At 72.3% G+C, this 22,269-nt stretch carries 19 protein-coding genes; 13 read left to right on the top strand and 6 right to left on the bottom strand.

Annotated elements, in window-relative coordinates; all coding sequences use genetic code 11:
* Window positions 1-31 precede the first annotated feature (31 nt).
* From ribH to ACWD4A_RS14710, 6 genes are all read left to right on the top strand, one after another.
* On the top strand, window positions 32-517 hold the full coding sequence (gene ribH / locus ACWD4A_RS14685; RefSeq protein ID WP_451193714.1) for a 6,7-dimethyl-8-ribityllumazine synthase: 486 nt from the start codon (window positions 32-34) through the stop codon (window positions 515-517).
* 33 nt (window positions 518-550) lie between these two features.
* Window positions 551-823: a phosphoribosyl-ATP diphosphatase gene (locus ACWD4A_RS14690; RefSeq protein WP_451193717.1), complete on the top strand. Its 273-nt coding sequence runs from the start codon at window positions 551-553 to the stop codon at window positions 821-823.
* 69 nt (window positions 824-892) lie between these two features.
* Window positions 893-1,741 carry an ATP phosphoribosyltransferase gene (hisG, locus tag ACWD4A_RS14695; RefSeq protein ID WP_451193719.1) on the top strand — a complete coding sequence of 283 codons (849 nt, stop codon included), beginning with the start codon at window positions 893-895 and terminating at the stop codon, window positions 1,739-1,741.
* 65 nt (window positions 1,742-1,806) lie between these two features.
* Window positions 1,807-2,262 (top strand): PH domain-containing protein, encoded by a 456-nt coding sequence (locus ACWD4A_RS14700; RefSeq protein WP_451193720.1) that lies wholly within the window; start codon window positions 1,807-1,809, stop codon window positions 2,260-2,262.
* Window positions 2,263-2,468: 206 nt separating this feature from the next.
* A complete protein-coding gene (locus ACWD4A_RS14705) occupies window positions 2,469-3,800 on the top strand; it encodes a hemolysin family protein (RefSeq protein WP_451193805.1) in 1,332 nt (443 codons plus the stop codon).
* Window positions 3,797-4,906, top strand: coding sequence for a hemolysin family protein (locus tag ACWD4A_RS14710; protein ID WP_451193722.1), 1,110 nt, complete (start codon window positions 3,797-3,799; stop codon window positions 4,904-4,906). The genes ACWD4A_RS14705 and ACWD4A_RS14710 overlap by 4 nt, the downstream gene beginning before the upstream one ends.
* Window positions 4,907-5,032: 126 nt before the next feature.
* Here ACWD4A_RS14710 and ACWD4A_RS14715 read toward each other — a convergent pair whose 3' ends face one another.
* Together ACWD4A_RS14715 and ACWD4A_RS14720 are read right to left on the bottom strand one after the other, a co-directional pair.
* Entirely contained in the window at window positions 5,033-6,949 is a 1,917-nt protein-coding gene (locus ACWD4A_RS14715) for an AAA family ATPase (RefSeq protein WP_451193724.1), read from the bottom strand.
* Window positions 6,950-7,430: 481 nt separating this feature from the next.
* Window positions 7,431-8,021 carry a uridine kinase family protein gene (locus ACWD4A_RS14720; RefSeq protein WP_451193726.1) on the bottom strand — a complete coding sequence of 197 codons (591 nt, stop codon included), beginning with the start codon at window positions 8,019-8,021 and terminating at the stop codon, window positions 7,431-7,433.
* Window positions 8,022-8,164: 143 nt separating this feature from the next.
* Here ACWD4A_RS14720 and ACWD4A_RS14725 point away from each other — a divergent pair, with 143 nt between their 5' ends.
* The 3 genes from ACWD4A_RS14725 to ACWD4A_RS14735 all read left to right on the top strand — a co-directional run bounded on the left by ACWD4A_RS14725 (window position 8,165) and on the right by ACWD4A_RS14735 (window position 13,355).
* Window positions 8,165-9,502, top strand: a complete 1,338-nt coding sequence (locus tag ACWD4A_RS14725) for a peptidase C39 family protein (RefSeq protein ID WP_451193728.1) — start codon at window positions 8,165-8,167, stop codon at window positions 9,500-9,502.
* Between the two features lie 118 nt (window positions 9,503-9,620).
* Entirely contained in the window at window positions 9,621-10,250 is a 630-nt protein-coding gene (locus tag ACWD4A_RS14730; RefSeq protein ID WP_451193730.1) for a GNAT family N-acetyltransferase, read from the top strand.
* 1,005 nt (window positions 10,251-11,255) lie between these two features.
* Window positions 11,256-13,355 (top strand): putative bifunctional diguanylate cyclase/phosphodiesterase, encoded by a 2,100-nt coding sequence (locus tag ACWD4A_RS14735; RefSeq protein ID WP_451193808.1) that lies wholly within the window; start codon window positions 11,256-11,258, stop codon window positions 13,353-13,355.
* Between the two features lie 40 nt (window positions 13,356-13,395).
* Here ACWD4A_RS14735 and ACWD4A_RS14740 read toward each other — a convergent pair whose 3' ends face one another.
* Window positions 13,396-13,809 carry a DUF779 domain-containing protein gene (locus ACWD4A_RS14740; RefSeq protein ID WP_451193732.1) on the bottom strand — a complete coding sequence of 138 codons (414 nt, stop codon included), beginning with the start codon at window positions 13,807-13,809 and terminating at the stop codon, window positions 13,396-13,398.
* A 187-nt stretch (window positions 13,810-13,996) separates the two neighbouring features.
* Between ACWD4A_RS14740 and ACWD4A_RS14745 the strand changes: the two genes are divergently transcribed.
* The 4 genes from ACWD4A_RS14745 (at window position 13,997) to ACWD4A_RS14760 (ending at window position 18,342) form a co-directional block, all read left to right on the top strand.
* A complete protein-coding gene (locus tag ACWD4A_RS14745) occupies window positions 13,997-14,659 on the top strand; it encodes a GGDEF domain-containing protein (RefSeq protein WP_451193733.1) in 663 nt (220 codons plus the stop codon).
* Window positions 14,660-14,860: 201 nt separating this feature from the next.
* The gene (locus ACWD4A_RS14750) at window positions 14,861-15,667 is read left to right on the top strand and encodes a serine/threonine protein kinase (protein ID WP_451193736.1); all 807 of its coding nucleotides are present in this window, start codon (window positions 14,861-14,863) and stop codon (window positions 15,665-15,667) included.
* Between the two features lie 63 nt (window positions 15,668-15,730).
* A complete protein-coding gene (locus tag ACWD4A_RS14755; protein ID WP_451193738.1) occupies window positions 15,731-17,194 on the top strand; it encodes a serine/threonine-protein kinase in 1,464 nt (487 codons plus the stop codon).
* A gap of 152 nt (window positions 17,195-17,346) precedes the next feature.
* Window positions 17,347-18,342, top strand: coding sequence for an alpha/beta hydrolase (locus ACWD4A_RS14760; RefSeq protein WP_451193740.1), 996 nt, complete (start codon window positions 17,347-17,349; stop codon window positions 18,340-18,342).
* Window positions 18,343-18,500: 158 nt separating this feature from the next.
* Here ACWD4A_RS14760 and ACWD4A_RS14765 read toward each other — a convergent pair whose 3' ends face one another.
* The 3 genes from ACWD4A_RS14765 to ACWD4A_RS14775 are packed head-to-tail and all read right to left on the bottom strand — an operon-like array spanning window position 18,501 to window position 22,257.
* The gene (locus ACWD4A_RS14765; protein ID WP_451193742.1) at window positions 18,501-19,160 is read right to left on the bottom strand and encodes a formyltransferase family protein; all 660 of its coding nucleotides are present in this window, start codon (window positions 19,158-19,160) and stop codon (window positions 18,501-18,503) included.
* 32 nt (window positions 19,161-19,192) lie between these two features.
* Window positions 19,193-20,476, bottom strand: coding sequence for a cytochrome P450 (locus ACWD4A_RS14770; RefSeq protein ID WP_451193744.1), 1,284 nt, complete (start codon window positions 20,474-20,476; stop codon window positions 19,193-19,195).
* Window positions 20,473-22,257 carry a beta-ketoacyl synthase N-terminal-like domain-containing protein gene (locus ACWD4A_RS14775; RefSeq protein WP_451193746.1) on the bottom strand — a complete coding sequence of 595 codons (1,785 nt, stop codon included), beginning with the start codon at window positions 22,255-22,257 and terminating at the stop codon, window positions 20,473-20,475. Before ACWD4A_RS14775 ends, ACWD4A_RS14770 begins: the two co-directional genes overlap by 4 nt.
* Window positions 22,258-22,269: the final 12 nt, after the last annotated feature.

Here is a 22,269-nt window from a genome sequence, read left to right on the forward strand (position 1 = left end):
ACCGTCACCCGACCAGAACCCGAGGAGAAACGTGAGCGGCAAGGGCGCCCCCGAGCTGAGTGTGCGGAACTGTCAGGACCTGCGTGTGGCCGTGATCGCCGCGCAGTGGCACGAGAAGGTGATGGACGGACTCGTCGACGGCGCCCTGCGCGCCCTGAGCGACCTCGGCATCGACGAGCCGACGCTGCTGCGCGTCCCGGGCAGCTGGGAACTCCCCGTCGTCGCCAAGGTCATGGCGGGCCGCGGCTACGACGCGATCGTCGCCCTCGGCGTCGTCGTCCGCGGCGGCACCCCGCACTTCGACTACGTGTGCCAGGGCGTCACCCAGGGCCTGGCCCAGGTCTCCGTCGACACCGGCGTCCCCGTCGGCTTCGGCGTCCTCACCTGTGACGACGAGGCGCAGGCCCTGGACCGGGCCGGGATCGAGGGCTCGCACGAGGACAAGGGCCACGAGGCGGTCACCGCGGCCGTCGCGACGGCGGCGATCCTGCGCTCGGTGTCCGAGCCCTGGCACTGAAGCGGGCGGCGGACCCCGTAGGGTAGGACCACCATGTCCAAGAAGACGTTCGAGGAGCTCTTCGCCGAGCTCCAGCAGAAGGCCGCCACGGGCGACCCCGCCACCTCCCGCACCGCCGAGCTCGTGGGCAAGGGCGTCCATGCCATCGGCAAGAAGGTGGTCGAGGAGGCCGCCGAGGTGTGGATGGCCGCCGAGTACGAGGGCGCCGACGCCGCTGCCGAGGAGATCTCCCAGCTCCTCTACCACGTTCAGGTGATGATGGTCGCCCGGGGGATCTCCCTCGACGACGTATACGCTCACCTCTGATCGAGCATCACCCCGCACCACCCCCAGAACTCCCACGCACATCCTCCCCCGCACGAAGGAAACGACCTCATGCTGCGCATCGCCGTCCCCAACAAGGGTTCTCTCTCCGAGCCTGCGTCGGCGATGCTCCATGAGGCCGGCTACCGGCAGCGGAAGGACCGCAGGGAACTGGTCCTGGTCGACGCCGCCAACGACGTCGAGTTCTTCTTCCTCCGCCCCCGCGACATCGCCGTCTACGTGGGCTCGGGCAAGCTCGACATCGGCATCACCGGCCGGGACCTCCTGCTGGACTCCGGCTCGCGCGCCGAGGAGATCATGCAGCTCGGCTTCGCCGGGTCGACCTTCCGCTACGCCACCCGGCCGGGCACCGCGAAGGACGTCGGCGAGTTCGGCGGCATGACCGTCGCCACCTCCTTCTCCGGCCTGGTCACCAAGCACCTGGCCGACAACGGCGTCGACGCCTCCGTCGTCCACCTCGACGGCGCGGTCGAGACCGCCATCCAGCTCGGCGTCGCCGAGATCATCGCGGACGTCGTCGAGACCGGCACCACCCTGCGCAACGCGGGTCTGGAGATCATCGGCGAGCCGATCCTGGAGTCCGAGGCCGTCGTCATCCGCCGCGCGGGCGCACCCGCCGACGACCCCAAGGTCCAGCAGTTCCTCCGCCGTATGCAGGGCGTCCTCGTCGCCCGCCGCTACGTGATGATGGACTACGACATCCGCGTCGAGCACGTCGAGCGGGCCGTCGCCCTCACCCCCGGCCTGGAGTCGCCCACCGTCTCCCCGCTGCACCACGAGGGCTGGGTCGCCGTGCGCTCCATGGTCCCGGCCAAGGACGCCCAGCGCATCATGGACGAGCTGTACGAGCTGGGCGCGCGCGCCATCCTCACCACCGGCATCCACGCCTGCCGCCTCTGACGGCGGCGGCCCGCCCCCGCCCGCGAGTTCCGACGACACCCGACGACGCCGAGAGAACGCACGACGTGTCCACCCCCGCACCCCTGCCGGAGCTTCCGGTCACCTTCCGCCCGACCGCCACCCGGGCCGTGCTGCTGAGCCTCGGCACCGTGCTGTTCGCCGTGCTCACGGCGGGCGCCTGGCTGACCGGCAGCTTCACGGCGGGGGACCGGGCCACGTTCACCGCTGTCGGGCTCCTCGTCTTCTGGGTCCTCTGGATGCTCGCCCGTCCCAGGGTCGTCGCCACCGAGGACGGTGTCACCGTCGTCAACCTGGCGAGGACCCGGCGGCTGGCCTGGGCCCAGATCGTCCGCGTCAACCTGCGCGCGGGCGACCCCTGGGTCCGCCTCGACCTCTCCGACGGCACCGCCCTGCCCGCCATGGGCATCCAGCCGGGCATCGCCAAGGACCGGGCCGTCGCCCAGGCCCGCGCGCTGCGGGCCCTCGCCGAGGCGTACGGCACCGGACGGCCCACAACCTGACCCGGCCGTCAGCCCCCTGATCGCGAGTCCTTGATTACTCTGGTGCCACGGGCACACCGTGCCCGGCCCCGCACACCGGAAGAAACGCCGCGGAACGCCGCGGCCGCGGGGCACCTGCGAACCGAGGAGTGACTCCCTCCGGCAATGGACGGATCGTCCTGCAGTACCTGCGCCGCCGCCCACCCTGACGAGGCGGCGGCATGAGCATCACCCTGTCCCTGCTGCTTCTCGCGGCAGCACTGCTCCTCATCCTCGCGAACGGCTTCTTCGTAGCCGCCGAGTTCGGCCTGGTGACCGTCGAGAGGCCGGAGGCCGAACGGGCCGCCGCCGCCGGCGACCGCCGCGCCCGCACCGTCGTCGCCTCCCTGCGCGAGCTCTCCTTCCAGCTCTCGGGCACCCAACTCGGCATCACCATCACCTCCTTGGTGGTCGGCATGCTCGCGGAGCCGGCCCTCGGCAGGCTGCTCACCGGGCCGCTCGCCGCCACCGGGCTCCCGGCCGGTGCCGCGCCCGGCGCCGCCGTGGTGACCGGCATGCTGGTGGCCTCCGCCGTCCAGATGGTGATCGGCGAACTCGTGCCGAAGAACTGGGCGGTCTCCCGGCCGCTCCAGGTCGCGCGGTTCGTCGCCGGGCCGCAGCACGCCTTCGCGCACCTCTTCCGGCCCGTGATCACCCTGCTCAACACGGTCGCCAACCGGCTCGTCCGGGCCATGGGCGTCGAGCCCGCCGAGGAGCTGGCCTCCGCCCGTACCCCCGGCGAACTCGTCTCCCTCGCCCGGCACTCGGCCCGCGCCGGCGCCCTGGAGCAGGACACCGCCGACCTGTTCGTACGGACCCTCTCGCTCGGCGAGCTGACCGCCCAGCATGTGATGACCCCCCGGGTGAAGGTCAGTTTCCTCCAGTCGACCGCCACCGCCGAGGACGTCCTCAACCTCACCCGTGCCACCGGCCTCTCCCGCTTCCCCGTCTACCGGGAGCGTCTGGACGAGGTCGTCGGCATGGTCCACCTCAAGGACGCCCTGGCGGTCCCCGGCCAGGACCGGCTGCGCACCCCGGTCGGCCGGATCGCGGTCGCGCCCATGCTCGTCCCCGGGACGCTGCCCGTGCAGCCGCTGCTGGAGCAGCTGCGCAGTGAGCAGCCGATAGCCGTCGTCGTCGACGAGTACGGCGGCACGGCGGGCGTGGTCACCCTGGAGGACATCGTCGAGGAGCTCGTCGGCGAGGTGCGCGACGAGCACGACGACGAGGACGCCGACCGGCCCGAACTGGCCCCCGTCGCCTGCGAGGACGGCCGCTCGGCGTGGGACGCCGACGGTGCCTGCCGGGTCGACGCCCTGCGCCGCGTCGGCCTGGAGACGCCCGACGGCCCCTACGAGACCGTCGCGGGCCTGGTCGCGGACCTGCTCGGCAGGATTCCCGCGCCCGGCGACACCGCGGAGCTGCCGGGCTGGCGGCTCTCCGTGCGGCAGGTGGCCCACCACCGTGCCGAGCGGGTGCGGCTCGTCCGCACCGGCGGTGCGCAGGGGGAGCAGCGATGAGTCTGCTGCAACTCCTCTTCGCCGTGCTGCTGGTGCTCGCCAACGGCTTCTTCGTGGGCGCCGAGTTCGCACTCGTGTCCGTGCGCCGCAGCCAGATCGAGCCGAAGGCCGCCGAGGGCTCGGCGCGGGCCCGTACGGTGCTGACCGGGCTGGAGAACCTGCCGCAGATGATGGCCGCCGCGCAGTTCGGCATCACCATCTGCTCGTTGACGCTCGGCGCGGTCGCCGAGCCGACCGTGGCGCACCTGCTGGAGCCCGCCTTCCACGCGGCGGGACTGCCCGACGGGCTGGTCCACCCGCTGGGCTACGTCATCGCGCTGGCCCTCGTGGTCTTCCTGCACCTGGTCATCGGCGAGATGGTGCCGAAGAACCTGGCCATGTCGGCCCCCGACCGGGCCGCGCTGTGGCTCGGACCGGGGCTCGTCGCCTTCGCCCGGCTGTGCCGGCCGGTCACCGCCCTCCTCGGAGCCTGCGCGCACGGGGTGCTGAGGCTGTTCCGGGTCGAGCCCAAGGACGAGGTCGAGGCGGTGTTCACCAGCGAGCAGCTCAACCGCCTGGTGGACGACTCCCGTCAGGCCGGTCTCCTCGAACCGGCGGAGCAGGAGCGGCTGGAGGACGCGCTGGAGCTGGGCAGCCGCCCGGTCACGGACGTCCTCCTCGACCCGGCCACGCTGGTCACGGTCGCCCCGTCCGTCACACCCCGGCAGATCGAGGAGCTGACCGTACGGACCGGCTACTCCCGCTTCCCGGTCGCCGGGCCCGGTGGTGCCTTCATGGGCTATCTGCATGTGAAGGACGTCCTCGACCTGGAGGACCGCGACCGTGCCGTCCCCCAGCACGTCTGGCGGCGGGTGGAGACCCTGCGGGCCGAACTCCCGCTGGACGACGCGCTCACCGTGATGCGACGGGCCGCCGCGCACCTGGCGGCTGTCGCCGACGCGTCGGGTCGGGTGCTGGGGCTCGTGGCGCTGGAGGATGTGCTGGAGATGCTGGTGGGCGAGGTGCGGGATCCTTCGCACCGGGCGGTCACGACTGTCCGCCCCGTAGTGGCGGACCCGCGCGTCGAAGTCCTCGTCCCCCAGGAACGGGGCGTGGTGACGGCCTGAGGCCGGGTGTATTTCCCCGGTCCCGCCCCTTCCCGAAACCGGGGCTCCGCCCCGGACCCCGGTCGGGGGTCCGGGGGTCTCCCCCGGTTTCGGGAAGGGGCGGGACCGGGGACTGAAAGCCCGCCGTTACGGAGGATCCTGCGGGTCGCGGGACTCCCGCCGCGGGGACGACCACCCCGGCCCGGACAGGACCTCGCCGTACGCCTGCATCAGATCCGCCAGGCGGAGCGTGGCGAGGTCGTCGCGGGTGGGGGTGCCCGCGTACCCCGACAGCCGCAGATCCCGGTACGCGCAGCTCTTCTCGTAGAGCGTGCGCAGGAACCGCCCGTTCCCCAGCTCGTCGATCCAGCCCTGTTCGACGACGTGGGCGCTGATGCTGCGGAGTTCGTCCAGCGCCTCCTCGTCCCACCGGTCGCCGTTCTCGGCGGCCAGCACCTCTCCGATGCTGGTCAGTTCGCGGGGGCGGTAGCTGGGGAAGTCCACCCGGGTGGTGAAGCGGGAGCCCAGGCCGGGGTTGGTGGCCAGCAGCCGGTCCATGCCCTCGGGGTAGCCGGCGAGGATGACGACCAGGCGGTCGCGGTTGTCCTCGGCACGTTTGAGCAGCACCTGGAGGGCCTCGTCGCCGTACGCGTCGCCCTTGCTGTAGCCGGAGTTGGAGAGGCTGTACGCCTCGTCGACGAAGAGCACCCCGCCGAGCGCGGAGTCGATCAGCTCATTGGCCTTGACGGCGGTCTGTCCCAGGAACTCGCCGACCAGGTCGGCGCGCTGGGCCTCGACCAGGTGGTCGCCGCCCAGCAGCCCCAGCGCGTAGAAGACCCTGCCGAGGATGCGGGCGACCGTGGTCTTACCGGTGCCCGAGGGGCCGGAGAAGACGAAGTGCCGTTTGGGAGGCTGCACCGGAAGCCCCTGTCCGGCCCGCAGCCGTGCCATGTGCAGTTGCGCGGACAGCGCCCGCACCTGCCGTTTGACGGGCTCCAGGCCGACCATCCGCTCCAGCTCGGAGAGGGCCTGCGCCAGCAGCACGGGGTCGGACGGGCCGGGCATCGGCTGCGGCACGGGCTGCTGCTGGGAAGGGACCCGGACGGGCCTGCGCGTGCCGTCGGGGCCGGGCTGTGCCGTGCCGGCCGGGTCCGGGCCGCCGGTCAGCAGATCGCGGCCGTCGAGGGGTTCGGGGGAGGGCAGCGTGTCGGGGTCGCCCGCCGCCCCGTCGGGGGTCGCGGGGTCCTGGACCGGGGGACCGCCCAGGGACACGGACGCCAGGTCCAGGTGCTCGTCGAGGCCGTCCGCGTCGGCGATGGCCGTGAGCCGGGCGGAGGTGTCCATGAAGGACGGATCGACGCGGTGCACGGCCCGGTAGAGGGGGAGCGCCGCGGCGCTGCGGCCGGTGCCCTCGTGCGCGCGGGCCAGCCAGTAGCGCAGCTCCTTGCGCTGCGGCTGCTCGCTGCGGCAGCGCATCAGCGCGGCGGACAGCAGCGGTTCCGCCTGGCCGTACATCTCCAGGCGGACCCGGGCCATGCCGCCGAAGAGACCGGCCTCGATGCCCAGCAGCGGATCGCCGAGCAGGGGTTCGGTGTGCCGGACGAGCTGCTCCCAGTCCTTGACGAGGTAGGCGCGGCACGCGTGCAGGAAGCGGACCTGGGGGTCCGTCTCGACGGGCGGGCAGTCGGCCAGGGCCCGGTCCAGCTCGGGCACATGGCGGCCGTCGAGCCAGTGCGAGGCGTGGGCGAGCAGCAGGTCACGGCCGCTCTCCAGTACGGGCTGGACCCACCAGCCGAGCCAGTACCAGGAGTTGAGGGTGCGCCGGTGGCGGGTGCGCTGCTCGCCGAACCGGTCGCGATGGCGGTACATGCGCAGCAGCGCGGTGGTCGTCTCGGCGCGCAGCGCGTGCAGCCCCAGCCAGGCGTCGGCCATTCCCGGATCGGCCCGGACCGCGGCCCGGAACTCCTCCTCGGCCTGTGCGTACGCGCCCATGGTGTAGGCGTCGACGGCGCGCAGCCAGGCGAGATCGGCCGGGGCGGGTGGGCCCTGCATGCCGATATCCATCACGTCCCCCACAAACCCTGCCCCCGTAGCGTGCTGCCGGGCGGCTGCCTGGCGCGCCTTTCCGAACCGCTGTGCTGTGGACGGGAGTTGACCAGTGTGTGTGGCGCACCCAGCCGAGAGGTGTGCCGTCTGGCATCGTACCTGCGCGGTTGGCATGGGCCGAAGGGTGCCGCACCGCTGTTCACGGTGTCGGGACGATCCCCGGGGGCCGGAAAACGATCCGGAAGGCGGTCACCCAGTGTGAAGGGGACGGCGGAGCAAAGCACTCAAAAGGGGGTTTCGAGGAACGTACGAAGCCCCCGATCACGGGGGAACAACCGGGGGCTTCGCGTCTTCCGGCGACCGCTGACGGCCGCCTAATGAGAACGTAAGTCCTGTACGCCCCCTCGGTCAAGCCGAGTTGGCGCACTCGGCGGGGATCGGTCGGCGACGGCCGGTGCACCGGCCCCAGTTGCTCACTGAGCGTGAGGGCAAGGGCGGTTCACGAGGTCTCTTGGGGCCCCGGCAGCACCTCGTATCCCTCTCGTCCCTGGAGAACCAGTAGTTCCGCGTAGGGGCGGGTGGGATCCGTCGAGAAGTGGCGCCGCTCCGCTCGCTTCCAGCCGTCCCAGAAATCGGTCAGTTCGGGACCATCACGGAGTTGACCCCTTTCCCAAGAGTTTTCATGGGTCAACTCCATCCACAACAGGCACGCCAGATGAGGTCTCAGGGCCCGTCGGCCCGCGCCGACGCCCTCCACGAGGACGACCGGCGCCGCCGGGAGCGTGCGCTCCTCCGCGAACTCGCGGGCCACCCAGTCGTAGGCGCGGTAGTGCGCGGTCTCGCCGCGGGCCAGCGGCTCCAGGACCCAGTCGCGGAGCCGCTCGGTCCACTCGAACAGCTCCTCGTGCGTGGCGAGGTCGTCCAGGTGCAGGACGGGCGCGCCGCCGAGGGCCGCGGCGAGCCGTGCGCTGAAGGTGGACTTGCCGGAGCCGGCGTGGCCGTCGACGGCCACGAGTCTTACCCGTCCGAGGGACGGGGGGAGGGCGCGGAGCCGCCGGGCGAGCGGGGCGAGGCGGGACGAATCGTTCACGGTTCCACCGTAGGCCGCGGCGCGAGCGGTGTGCGGGGCCCGGCCCCCGAATCAGGGAGGCCTGGGGGGTTCCCTCAGTTTCGGGGAGGGGCGGGGCTGGGGAAAAACCCCTCGCCAGCCGACCGACCAGAGAGATCACCGCCATGTCCAGCAGACGCACCGTCCTCGCAGCAGCCCTCGGCGCGGTCGCCGCCGCCGCGGTCACCCCCCAACTCGCCGTCGCCGCCCCATCCGGAGGAGAAGCCGTCGACTACCACGCCTGGACCACCCCTGCCGACTGGCGCCAGGGCACCGCCCACGGCACCCGCGCCTGCACCGGACACCGCTCCGGCATCGCCATCGACCACCCCGTCGGCACCCTGGACTACGCCGACCCGCACACCGGCACCACGGCCACCTGGGAGTACGCCACCTGGACCGGGCCGGTCCGCCGCCTCCCCGCCCCCGCGAGCGAGGTCGTCGCCTCCTGGAACGCCCACGCGCCCGCGGGCACCTGGCTCCAGGTCGAGCTCCGCGCCACCTACACCGACGGCGGGCGCACTCCTTGGTATGTGATGGGCCGCTGGACCGCCGGTGACGCGGCGGGCGACATCCGGCGCACCTCCGTCGACGGCCAGAAGGACGGCAGGAGCAGCGTCTCCACCGACACCCTCGCGATCGACGACCCCGCGACCGGCCTCCGGCTGGCCTCGTACGAACTGCGCCTCACCCTCCACCGCAGGCCCGGCACCGCCCTCACCCCCACCGTGTGGCGGCTCGGCGCCATGGGCTCCGACATCCCCGACCGCTTCACCGTGCCCGCCTCCGCGCCGGGGGAGGGGCGGGGCCACGAGCTGAAGGTGCCGCACTACTCGCAGGAGATCCACAAGGGCCAGTACCCGCAGTACGACAACGGCGGCGAGGCGTGGTGCAGCCCGACCTCCTCGCAGATGGTGCTCGAATACTGGGGCCGGGTCCCCTCGCGGGCGGATCTCGCCTGGGTCGACCCCGCGTACGCCGACCCCCAGGTCTGCCACGCGGCCCGCTCCACCTACGACTACCAGTACCAGGGCTGCGGCAACTGGCCGTTCAACGCCGCCTACGCGGCCACGTACCGCGACATGCAGGCCGTCGTCACCCGGCTGCGCTCGCTCGGCGATGTGGAGCGGCTGATCCGCGCGAAGATCCCCGTCATCACCTCGCAGTCCTTCCTCGCCTCCGAACTGGACGGCGCCGGCTACGGCACCGCGGGCCACCTGATGTGCGTCGTCGGCTTCACCCGGGACGGCGATGTCGTGGCCAACGACCCGGCGAGCCCGTCGGACGGAGCGGTCCGACGCGTCTACAAACGCCGCCAGTTCGAGAACATCTGGCTGCGCACCAAGCGACACAACGCGCAGGGCCAGGTGAGGAACGGCACGGGAGGTGTCTGTTACCTCTACTTCCCCGTCGAGCCCACGGCCGCGCAGCGCCACACCCTGGCGGCCGTCGGGGTCCGCTGACCGGCGCCCGCCGCCCCGTACCACCGGCGCGCCCCTGGTCCGTACGATCGACGGACACGCGATCGCCACGTCGGTCGCACACAGGGTTCGTACGCATGCGTACGCAGGGGAAGGGGCCATGACCGTGCATCAGGGCGCAGTCGTCGTACCGGAGATCCGCCGGGCCGTGCGGGAGGAGCGGGACGCGATCAGTCTGCTGATCGGGGAGTCGTTCATGGCGGACCCGGTCAGCGGCTGGGTCTTCCCCGGCGAGGAGTACCGGCGCGCCGCGCAGCCGGGCTTCTTCGGCGTCTACCTGGACGCCGCGCTGCGCGACGGCTGGGTCGATGTGACGGACGACCTCTCGGCGGCGGCGCTCTGGCTGCCGGTGCGGGCGGGGGCCGAGGCCGATGAGGACGGTGAGGGCGGCGAGGACCTCGGCGAGCAGCTGTGCGCGGCCGCCCCCGGCAATGAACGCGTCCGGACCGTCGGTGAGCTCGCGGGCCTCGCGCACCCCACCGACCGCTCGCACTACTACCTGCCGGTCATCGTCGCCGCCCCGGGCCGTCGCGGCGAGGGCCGCGGGCGGGCGCTGCTCGCGCCCGTCCTGGACCGCTGCGACCGGGAGGGGATGCCCGCCTACCTGGAGGCGAGCAACGCGCGCAGCAGGGCGCTCTACGAACGCCTCGGCTTCGCCGCCATGGGCGCGCCCATCGAGCTGCCGGACGGTCCGCACATGTGGCCGATGTGGCGTGAGCCGCGATCCTGAGCGCACATTTCCCCTACCAAGATCATTTATTGCATGATCGACGCACTCGGTGGCGCCGCCATGTGGCCGCGTCCGAGTGCCTGCTGCGATCGTAGGGGCGCGTGAGAGGGGGAGCGGGAGAGATGCATCTCACGTAGGAAAGTTGTTTTGAGGTGCTTCGAGGAGAGCACCCGGATGAGGCAGAGTTGAACTGAGTTAAATGCGGATCGCAGTTTTCCACTTGCTTCTTCCATTCGAACGGTCGATCAGTAGCCTCTGCTCACATATCCGTTCGATGAGCTGGAGAGTCAGACTGATGGAGCGTCCCACCCGGATCCCCCGAGGCATCGACCCTTCCGTGTACGACGGCTCGGCCGCGGTGAGGCGCCGGCCGTGACCGACACGTCGAGCGGTACGACGCTGGGCGGATCCGGGGGCGGAACAGCGGGAGGGGCGGCCGGCGGGCCCGTACGGGCGGCGGCCGGAACCAAGGGCAGCGCGATGAGCGGAACCGTAAACGGAATCGGAAGCAGAGCCGGGGTCGGGGTGGGTATCGGGAGCGGGGCAGCGGCCCTGGGCGTCGCGACGGGCAGGGCCGCCGGGTTCTGCGTGCGCGACGGCCAGGCGCAGGACTGCCATACGCAGGAAGGCCGCTCGGGGGACGGCCGCACTGACGAGGGTCTCACGGGAGGTGCCACGGGGCGTACGGGTTCCGCTTCCGCGGGACGGGCAGGGCCCGTGGGGCATACGGGACCCACGGGTTTCACGGAGCGCGCGGGAGACGGCGGCGGGGCCGGGGAGCCCTGCTGCGAGGAAGGCCGCACCGAGGCGGAGGGCCGCGCCACGGCGGGGGACCGCCCCGGCGCCGGAGGCGCCTACGTCCACCACGCGCGGGGACATCACGCCCACGCCTTCCGCGGCCACCATCCGGAACCGGAACCAGAACCGGAATCGGAACCGGACCGCCGGGGCTCCGAAGGGCCGGGCGGCCCCGGGCGCGACGACAGCCTCAGACGGTTCGCCGCGATCTGGAGCCGGGCCGTCTACCCGGTCACGGCGACCCATATGTCCCGCGCCGAGTTCGAGGACCACCTCGTCCCCCTCGCCGGCCGGCTCGCTGCCGTCCTGTGCACCTGGCCGTTCGACCCCGCCCCCGCCACCGAGGTCGGCGCGGCGCTCGTCCGCGCCCACTGCACCGACCCCGAGGCGCTGCCGTCGGTCCTCGGCGCCATCGACTCCTACCTCCTGGTGTACTGCCCGCCGGGCGGCACCGTCTCCGACACCGAGGCCCGCGCGCGGTGCGCCCGCCTCCAGCACTCGCTCTCCGCCGGCTTCGCGCGCGCCCTCCGCGAGCGCGCTCTCGCCGAGCAGGACGCCCTCTCCCGCGCCGCCCTGGCCGCGCAGGCGGAGACGGAGAAGGCCCTGCACACCAGCGAGGCCCGGTTCCGGGCGGTGTTCGAGGGCGCGGCCATCGGCGTCGGCATCGCGGACGTCGAGGGCCGCATCATGGACGTCAACGACGCCCTCACCCGGATGTTCGGCGGCCCGGTCCAGGACGTGATGGGCCGGAACGTCGGCGAGATGGTGCACCCCGACGACCACCCGGACGTCTGGGGCATGTACAGCGAACTGATCCGCGGCGACCGCGACTACTACCGCGTCGAGAAGCCGTACTACCGCGGCGACGGCAGCGTCCTGTGGACCGACCTCTCCGTGGCCCTGCTCCGCGACGCCCACGGCGAGCCCCAGTACCAGCTCGCGCTCATGGAGGACATCACCGAACGGCGGCTGCTCCACGAACGGCTGCGCTACGAGGCCACCCACGACGCCCTCACCGGCCTGCCCAACCGCACCCTCTTCTTCGAGAACCTCGACCGGGCGCTCGCCACCTCCGGCGCCGGCTCCGACCCGTCCCGCTTCGGCCTGTGCTACCTCGACCTCGACGGCTTCAAGGCGGTCAACGACAGCCTCGGGCACGCCGTGGGCGACGAACTCCTCGTCGCCGTCGCCGAACGGCTGCGCTCCTGCGCCACGGCCCCCGCCGAGCTCGTCGCCCGCCTCGGCGGCGACGAATTCGTGGCCCTGCTCACCGGCCCGACCGCGCAGGCCGACGCGATCGCCCTCGCCCGCCGCATGCTGGCCGCCCTCTCCCGGCCCATCCGCCTCGACGGCCGCGACCTGTCCGTACGGGCCAGCATCGGCATCGTCGACGGCGCCGCCGGCGAACTCGGCGCCGCCGAGGTGCTGCGCAGCGCCGACATCACGATGTACCGGGCCAAGGCCGCCGGCGGCAACCGCTACGAACTCGCCGACGCCGACTCCGACGCCCGGGTCATCGCCCGGCACAGCCTCACCAACCGGCTGCCCGCGGCGCTCGACAACAGCGAGTTCTTCATCGAGTACCAGCCCCTCGTACACCTCACCGACGGCACCGTGCGCGGCGCGGAGGCGCTCGTCCGCTGGCTGCACCCCGTCCACGGAGTGCTCGGCCCGGACCAGTTCATCCCGCTCGCCGAGAGCACCGGGCTGATCGTGCCGCTCGGGCGCTGGGTCCTGGAGGAGTCCGCGCGGCAGGCACGGGCCTGGCAGGAGGGCGCCGACCGGACCCCCATGCGCGTCAACGTCAACCTCTCGCCGTCCCAGCTCCGCTACCCGTTCCTGGTCGCCGACACCGTCGCCATCCTGGAGAACGCGGGCCTGGAGCCGTCCTCGCTCTGCCTCGAGGTCACCGAGAACGCGCTGATCGGCGCCGACGAGGAGGAGCTGCGCCCGCTGCGCCAACTCGCCGACATGGGCGTCGACATCGCCCTCGACGACTTCGGCACCGGCTACTCCAACCTCTCCTACCTGCGCAGACTGCCCGTCAGCACGCTCAAGCTCGACCGGTCCTTCACCCGCGGCATGCAGTGCTCGCCCGCGGACCCGGTCGATGTGAAGATCGTCGAGGGCATCGTCTCCCTCGCCCACACCCTCGACCTGTCGGTCACGGTCGAGGGCGTCGAGACGGGCACCCAGGCCGAACACCTCCGGATCCTCGGCTGCGACACGGCCCAGGGCTGGTACTACGCGAGGCCGGGCCCGCCGGAGCGGCTGCGCACGCTGTCCCTGGCGGACGCGGGGTCGTAGCGAGGAGCCGCCGGGCGGGCGGGAGGCGCGGGCGAGACGGTCAGCCGTCGAGGACCCGCGCCTCCTCGTCGCTCAACAACCGCGACCGCACGAGGAACCGCACCCCCTCGGGCGCCTCCAGCGAGAAGCCGCTGCCCCGCCCGGCCACCACGTCCACCGTCAGATGTGTGTGCCGCCACCGCTCGAACTGATCGGCCGACATCCAGAACCCCACCCGCTCGGCCACCCCCGCCACGGCGAGCTCCGTGAGCAGCACATCGGACCCACCCGTACGGAACTCCCCGTACGGATAACACATGGGTGAACTTCCGTCGCAGCAGCCACCGGACTGATGGAACATCAGCGGACCGTGCTTCTCCCGGAGCCGCCGGACCAGTTCGGCGGCGGCAGGCGTGAGCGCGACACGGGAAACGTCCTCGTCCATAACGCCCTTGCCCATAACGTCCTTGTCCATCCGGACAGCCTGCCCCGAACGGGCGCCGCCCGCCAGACATCGTATGCGAACGGCCTTGAACAGAAGCGGAGTTGGCGCCGATCGAGCGGAAAGGGGGGATCTCCAGCATGACCGGACCACCCACCGGCCCGCACGCGCCGAGTCCGCGAAGCCGTGGCGGGCCAGCTCTCTGTTCGGAAGGTGCTCGATGAACCTCCTCGTCCAGGCACTCCCCATAGCCGCGCCGACCGTCGGCTGGGCCGCCCACGCGCTCATCCTCGTCCGCCGCCTCCGCACCGCCCGCACCGATCCCCTCACGGGCCTCATGTGCCGCGATGAGTTCACCTCCCGGGCGCGGCGGGCCGTCAGGCACCCGGACGCCGCCGTGCTGCTCCTCGACCTCAACGGCTTCAAGCAGATCAACGACACCCACGGCCACGCCGTGGGGGACCAGGTCATCGCCGCCGTCGGCCGGCGGCTCGCCGCCTGGTGCCACGAGCGGGGCGGGTTCGCCGCGCGGCTGGGCGGCGACGAGTACACCGCCGTGGTCCGCCTCGCGCCGGACGCCGACCTGCACGCGGAACTGACCTACGGCCTCTCCGCGCGGCTCTCCGCCGCGCTCGACACCGGCACCGTCACCCTCTCGCCCCGCGCCTCCATCGGCCTGTGCCGCGTCGGCCACCGCCCCGGTGCCGGCCTGCCTGAACTGCTGCGCGGCGCGGACGAGGCCATGTACACGGCGAAGCGCCTGGGCCAGCACTGGCGTCCCGCGGGCCGGGTGGACGTCTACCCCACCACCAACGGCCGCCGTACGGGCCGTCCGGGCACCCACCTGACCCTCCTCCCGCAGACCCGAAGGAAGGCCTCGTAAGCGGGCGGCGGGGCGCCCTGATCCGGCCCACCGCACCGACAGGCCCACCGCACCGACAGAAACCGATGGAAACCGACAGAGGGGGAAGGCGGGACCCCCCGCACCACTCCGCCTTCCCTCCGGCCGCGACCCCGATGTGCGGGGGATGTATAACGTTCGGAGTGCGTGGCAACCGGTGGTACGGGGGTTGGGGAGGGCGCGGTGAGCGGGGTAGTGATCCATCTGCCACAGGGGAGCGGCGGCATCGGAGGGGCGCGGAGCGGTGACGCGGTGACGTTGCGGCTCGGCCCGGGAGGAGTGGCCCGTTTCGGGCGGGGCTCCGCGAGGACCCCGGTCGAACTCCGCCTCGCCGACACGGCGATCTCCCGGCTGGCCGGGGAGATCCGCGTGACGGACGACCACTGGCAGCTCAGCAACCACAGCAGGACCCAGAGTTATCTGGTGGAGAACCCGGAAGGGGCGGGGGAGTACCTGAGGGTGCCGCCACGGCGGGCCGGCGCGCCCATCCCCTTCGAGTTCGCCCGGGTCGTGCTGCCCACCCGGAGCAACGGCACGGTCGCCTTCCAGGTGTTCGCGCCCGACCACGTCTACCTGGACCCGGACACCCTCGACGGCCAATGGGGGACCCACACCGTCCCGGCGTACTCCCTGGACGAGACGTCCCGCTACTTCCTGGTGCTGGTCGCGCTCTGCGAACCGCGGCTGCGCGACGAGTCGCCGGTCGCGGTGCCGACGACCCCTCAGATCGTCGAGCGGCTCGGGGACCACGCCGCCTGCGGGCGGCTGACGCCCCGGGCGGTCAGCTCGCACATCGACTACATCGCCGAGGAGAAGATGCGGATCGGCGTCCCGGCCGAACACGGACTCCGCAGGGAGGCCCGCCGCAACGGCAAGCGGGAGTCGATCGTCGGCATCGCGCTGCGGTTCGGGCTCGTGCGCGAGGAGCATCTCGCGCTGCTCCCGCCCCGGGCCGGAGCGGGCACACGGGAGCGGGAGACGGTGAGATGAGACGCGGACCCGCGGGGAGCGCCGGCATACGCCGGTACGGCCGGCGGACCGGGGGCTGAGACGGTGCGCGACCCGGCCGACACCTCGGGGAGCGATCGCGCGGAGCAACTCCCGCGCGGCTACCGGGTCGGTGACTGGGAGGTCACCGGGCCGATCGCGGCCGGTGGCTGGGCGACGGTCCACGCCGGGCGCCCGGTCGGCGACGGCACCGGGCGCGCGGGCGGGGGAGACGTCGCGCTCAAGTTCCTGCCGACCGCCGGGCTCGCACCGCGCCAGGCCCGCAACGTCGCGGAAGCCGCCCGGCGGGAGGTCGAACTCGGCCGCCGGGCCCACCACCCGAGGCTGATACGCCTGCTGGACTCCGTCGTGCTCGGCGAACCGGGCCACCCGTTCCTGGACGGCGCGATCGTGCTCGTCATGGAGCGGGCCGAGTGCAGTCTGCGGAGCAGGCTCGCCGCCGGAGTGACCGAGGCCGAAGGCGCCCGGCTGATCACCGGGATCTGCGAGGGCCTGGCACATCTGCACCGCAGCGGCTGGGTGCACGGCGACCTCAAGCCGGACAACGTCCTGCTCATGGCGGACGGTTCGGTCAAGCTCTCGGACTTCGGACTCGCCACGGAACTGGCCGGCGACCACGCCACCCACGGGTACGCGCCCCCGATGGGCACCCTGGACTACCTCCCGCCGGAGCGCTGGAAGGCCCCGCTCGGCGAGCGCGGCGTGCGGGTCCGGACGAGCGCCGACATCTGGGCCCTGGGCATCATGATCCACGAGGTGTTCGCGTCCGGCGCCCCGCCGTTCCCCGGTGCCACACCGGTGTCGCGCAGTGCCGCGGCACAGGAGTACGCCGACGGGCGCGCACCGCTGCGCCTGGCCGACGCGGTACCGCCGTTCTGGCGTGCGCTGGCCGCCGACTGCCTGGCCCCGACCCACGACGCACGTGCCGCGCACACCGCCGAGAGCCTGCTGGCGCGCATCACCGCCCGCCCGGCCCCGGAGGCGGAGCCCGCCGTGGAGGTCGGCCGGGCCGCCGCCGGCCGTACGGCCGCGCCTCCGGCGGTACGCCGGCTCGGCGGAACCCGCGCCGCTCTCCTGGCCGTCGCGGTGTGCGGGATGGCCGCGGCGACCTGGGCCTGGTCGAACGCCGCGCGCGACGGCGCGCCCGCCACGACGGCACCGGACGGCGCCGCGGCCGAATCCGCCGCCCGGATACGGGTGTTCAACGCCGACCAGAACTGCAGGAGCCGTACGGACCGGGAGCCGGAGTGCAGTCTCGGCCTGGCGATCGATCCCCTGCATCCCTACACCATCGACAACGTCGTGCCGACAAGGGTGTGGCACGGTGATGTCCTCGCCGTCGACTGCCGGCTTCCCCAGGGGATGGTCATCATCGACGAGGCGGACGTGCAGTCCGCCGAGTGGTTCCGTGTGCGCCTCCCGCAGTCCACCGCCTGGCTGCCCGCCGTGCGCACGAAGGACCGCCCCGCGGTCCCCGAGTGCCCGCGTCCCACCCCCGTGCGGCGGTAAGGGGCCGCCCTTCGCGCTCCACGAGCCTGTCAGGGACCGCCGGGCCCTGTCACTCCGGATCGTTCCGGATGCCTTGCCCGGCCGCCCACGGTTACCTTGCGGACCGGTCGGCTCCGACCGGTGCGCATGTGACAACTGACCAGGAGGTCATGATGAGTGAGCACCACCCCACGCGCAGAGGTGTCCTGAAGGCCGCCGGCGGGGTCTCCGCGGCGGTGGCTCTCGGCGCCGGGGGCGTCGTCGCGTCGGCGTCGTCGGCCAGTGCCGCCTCCGACGGCTTCGGGCTGCACATCAGGGAAGCGGGCGAGGCGGACCCGCGTATGTGGTACTACCGGTTCGACACCGCGGCGATCGGCTGGGCCCCCGCCGTCAACGTCCTGCTCCCCGACGACTACCACACCAGCGGCCGCACCTACCCCGTCCTCTACCTGTTCCACGGCGGCGGCACCGACCAGGACTTCATCACCTTCGACCGCCTGCACATCCGCGACTGGACCGCGGGCAAGCCGATCATCGTGGTGATGCCCGACGGCGGGCACGCGGGCTGGTACTCCAACCCGGTCACCACCAACGTCGGTCCCCGGAACTGGGAGACCTTCCACATGGCCCAGTTGCTCCCGTGGATCGAGGCGAACTTCCGGACGTACGCCGAGTACGACGGCCGCGCCGTCTCCGGATTCTCGATGGGCGGCTTCGGCGCGCTGAAGTACGCGGCCAAGTACTGGGGCCACTTCGCCTCGGTGAGCTCCCACTCCGGCCCGGCCAGCCTGCGCGGCGTCGCCGGCGGCATCGCGGGCGGGGTCGTCCACTGGGCCAACCTGTCCTCCGCGGCCCTGGAACTGGGCGGCGGAACGGTCTACGGCGTGCCGTGGGACCAGAACAGGGTCAACATGGACAACCCCTGCCAGCGCATCGAGAGTTACCGGAACAAGCGGGTCTTCATGGTGGCCGGCACCAGTCCCGAGCCGACGTTCTGGGACAGGTTCAACGAGACCGCCGTGCTCGACACCCAGCGGGAGTTCCGCGGCCTCCTCGGCAACGCCGGCATCCCGCACGAGTGGCACGAGGTGCCGGGCGGGCACTTCGTCCGCCCGGACCTCTTCCAGCGCGACCTCGACGGCATCATCGACCGGCTCCGCAAGGCGTAGCCCTCGGCCCGGTCCCCGGCCGGGACACGGACGCGTGGCGGCCGAGGGCGTAGCCGCGGCGCAGCAGCCGGCCGGCAAGTCCCTTGCCCACTACGCCTCCGCGTCCCGGGACCGCGCCACCGTGCGCGCGAGTTCCGTGAACGCGCTCATGGAGCGGTTCACCGCGCGTGCAGCGCCCACTTGCTGCCGTCGACGGACGCCGTTCCCGGCAGCGCGACGAGTTCGGGCTTGAACAGTGGCGGCGCGTCCATCGCGGGCTCCCACGTCGCCATCTTCTCGTCCTGCGGGACCTCGATCCGCCTGCCCTCGGCGAGGTCGGCGACCACCCGCACCAGCAACCGCACACCGAGCGGGGCCAGGTGCTCGCGCCACAGGCTCTGCACGGTCGAGCCCGGGGGCACCAACAGGTGCTCCTGTGCGGCGATCGGTCCGGCGTCGGTACGCTCGGTGAGGTGGTAGACACTCCCGCCCGTCACCTTGTCACCGTCGCGAATCGTCCATCGGATCGCGTCCCGGCCGCGGTGCAACGGCAGCAGGCTGGGGTGGTAGCCGATGGTGGCGACGCCCGCCCTGGCCCGTGTCCGCCGGCCGATGAAGGCGTGCGAATGCGCGGCGACGATGATGTCCACGCTGTCGGGCACGTGCATCGCGCGCAGCTCGGCCGAGTCCGTCCAAGGGATGCTCCTGGGGTACGCCCAGGCGCGCAGGCGGTCCCAGGACATCGCGTCGCTCTCGTCGGAACGGCCCTGGCGCAGCCTGGGTGCGGCCGCGCCGACGACCTTGTGGCCTTCGTCCAGCAGGGCTTCCGCGACCTGCACCGCGAATGCCCCTCGTCCTGATAGGTAGATGTTCACTCGCGCTCCCGGCAGTCGCTGGTGTGGCAGGTGCTGAGGGGAAAGGGGGCCTCTTTCAGTCCGGAGTGATCGGGCCGGAACCGCACCGGCAGCGTGGAGAAGCCGGTCAGGAAGTTGGACCGGATGGGCAGCGACTCGCCGGTCTGCTCGAACCCGGTGGTGAAGTCCCGCAGGGCGGCCAGCAGTTCGGCGATCTCCACCTTGGCCAGGTACGAGCCGACGCAGAAGTGCGGGCCGTAGCCGAAGGCCAGGTGTTTGTTGGGGGTGCGGCCGAGGTCGAACTCCCCGGGCCGCGCGAAGACCCGTTCGTCCCGGTTGCCGGAGGCGTGCCAGAGCGTGACGATCTCGCCCGGCCGCAGCCGTACGCCGTGCAGTTCGGTCTCCCGTACGACACTGCGCCCGAAGTGCATCGTGGGGGACGCCCAGCGCAGCACCTCGTCCACGGCGGTCTCGACGGCGACCTCACCGTGCTTGAGCCGCCGCCACTGCTCGGGCCGGGCCGCGAGCATGCGGACGCAGTCGATCATCGTGAGCCGGCTGGTCTCGTCGCCCCCGATGATCAGGCTGTAGCAGTTGAGCACGACGTCCTCGTCGGACAGCGGCACGCCGTCGACGGAGCTGCCGACCAGCATGCTGATCACGTCGTCGCCGGGGGACTCGCGCCGCTCCTCGACGATGTCCATGAAGTACATCAGGATCTCGTTGCGGGCCATCTCGGAGTCGATCTCGTCGACGTCCTCGTCGTCGGCCGACAGCGCGGTCCTGGTCAGGGAGAGAAGGAAGTCCCGGTCCTGCTCGGGTACTCCGAGCAGGTTCGAGATCGTGGTCATCGGGATCCGGGCGGCGATCTGCTCGGCGAAGTCGCAGCCGCCGGACTCGACCGCCTCGCGGATCCACCGCCGGGTGTTGACCCGCACCGTTCGCGCGACCTCGGCGAGCACCCTCGGCGAGAGCACCCGCTGAAGGATCTTGCGCAGCTCGTGGTGCCGGTGCCCGTCGGTGACGGCCAGCATCCGGCCGGCGCCGGCGTCCCCGCCGCCCAGCAGCGTGACGAGCACATTGCCGCGCTCGGACGTGAAGTTCACGTTGTCCCGGTAGGTGGCCATGATGTCGTCGTAGCGGGAGAGCACCCAGAACCCCCGGCGGCCGTCGACCGGAGGATTCCAGTGCACCGGGGCGGTGTCGCGCAGGGTGCGCCAGAACTCGTCGAGGTCGTGGTCCGCGAAGGTGTCCGGATCGCCCAGGTCCACGGTGTCCGGTGCCGGTGTGCTCACGGTCACCAGTCCGTACGCCAGAACCGGCGCGGCTGGAACGGGTAGGTGGGCAGCGGCACGCGGTGGCTGGTCTCCCCCATGTGCAGGGAGCCGAAGTCCACCTGCTCGCCGTCGACCCAGGCGGCGGCCAGCTCGGACAGCGCGTGCGCGTCCGTCCCGGACCGCACGATCCCGTTGTCGTTGCGGCGGAAGGAACCGGCGTCCACTCTCGGCGCGGCGGCGGTCCCGGTGGCCAGGCCGAGGGGAGAGCCGTCGGACAGCGCCGCGATCAGCTCCTCGCGGCTGCGGACCACGGCCGCCCACCGGCGCGTCATCACCTTGCGGCCCAGGTTGAGGCTGAAGCAGACGTCGTCCAGACGCAGGCCGGGGTCGGCCTCCAGCCGCTCCTTCAGCCGCGCGCGCTGACGCGCCAGTGCTTCGTCGTCCAGGGCGGACAAGGTGGCAAGCCGCGGCCTGCCGCCGGCCTCGGGGGCGCGCCCGGCGACCACCGGCGGCTCCTCCAGCAGCAGGTGCGCGTTGTAGCCACCGCCGCCGATCGAGGTGATGCCCGCACGGCGGATACCGGACTCCGGCTCCCAGTCGGCCGCCTCCAGCTGCGGTACGAACGGGGTGCTGGGGAGGTCGAGGTCCTGGTTGACCTCCGTCAGGTTGATCGTCGCCGGCAGCTTCCCGTGGTACAGGGCCATCGCGGCCTTCACCGCGCCGAAGCCGCCCGACACCACACCGCCGTGGCCCACGTTGCCCTTGACCCCGCCGATCGAGGTGGTGCCGGTCTGCTTGCCGAACGCCATGCTCGCCGCGTGCACTTCGAGCTCGTCGGTCATCGGCATCCCGAGTCCGTTGGCCTCGTACATGGAGACGGTGTCCGGGGTGACGCCGCCCACCTCCATGGCGTTGGCGATGCACGCGCTCAGCCGCTCGGGCTGGGCCAGGCCGTAGGCCATCGCGCTGACGCCGTTGTTGTTGATGGCCGTGCCCTTGACCACGGCGTAGACGTGGTCGCGGTCGGCGACGGCCTGTGCCAGCGGCTTGAGCAGCACGGTGACGACACCGCTGGACAGGGCGGTGCCGGTGCCGTTGGCGTCGAACGGGCGGCAGTGGCCGTCCTTCGACAGGATGCGGTTCTCCTCCCACAGGTGACCGCGGGGGTGCGGCAGCCGGACCATCGCACCACCGGCGATCGCCATGTCGGTCTGGCCGAGCAGCAGCGACTGGCAGGCCAGGTGCACCGCGTAGTGGAAGCCTGCGCAGACGGCGGCGACGGTGACGGCCTCGCCGGTGAGCCCCATGTAGTACAGCGCGTTGGACGTCATGGTGTCCGGCGACCACGCCAGGCTGGCCTCGATCGCCTCGGGGCCGACCGACACCCGGTCCGGCGGGGAGCTGTAGAGGGCGGCGGTCTGCGGGTTGTTGGCGCCGTACATGCCTATCTCGGCCTCGACCCGGTCCGGGTCGTAACCGCCGTCCTCCAGCGTCTCCCACGCGCTCTCCAGGAACAGCCGGTTCTCCGGGGTCATCGCGGCCGCCATCCGGTCGCTGATGCCGAAGACCGCGGGGTCGAACTTGTCGTAGGTGTCGAGCACACCGCAGGCCCGGACGTAGAACGGGCTGTGGATCAAGGTCTCGTCGACGTGGATGTCGTCCTTGGCGAGGAACGACACGGACTCCCTGCCGTGCACGAGGTTGTCCCAGAACTGCTCCTTGGTGCGGGCGCCGGGCGCCCGCAGGGACATGCCGATGACGGCCACATCGCCCGGGTCGTACTCCTGCTCGGGGCTGTCGGTCATGGTGAGGCTCCT

The sequence above is a fragment of the Streptomyces sp. NPDC002537 genome (genome assembly GCF_053594975.1).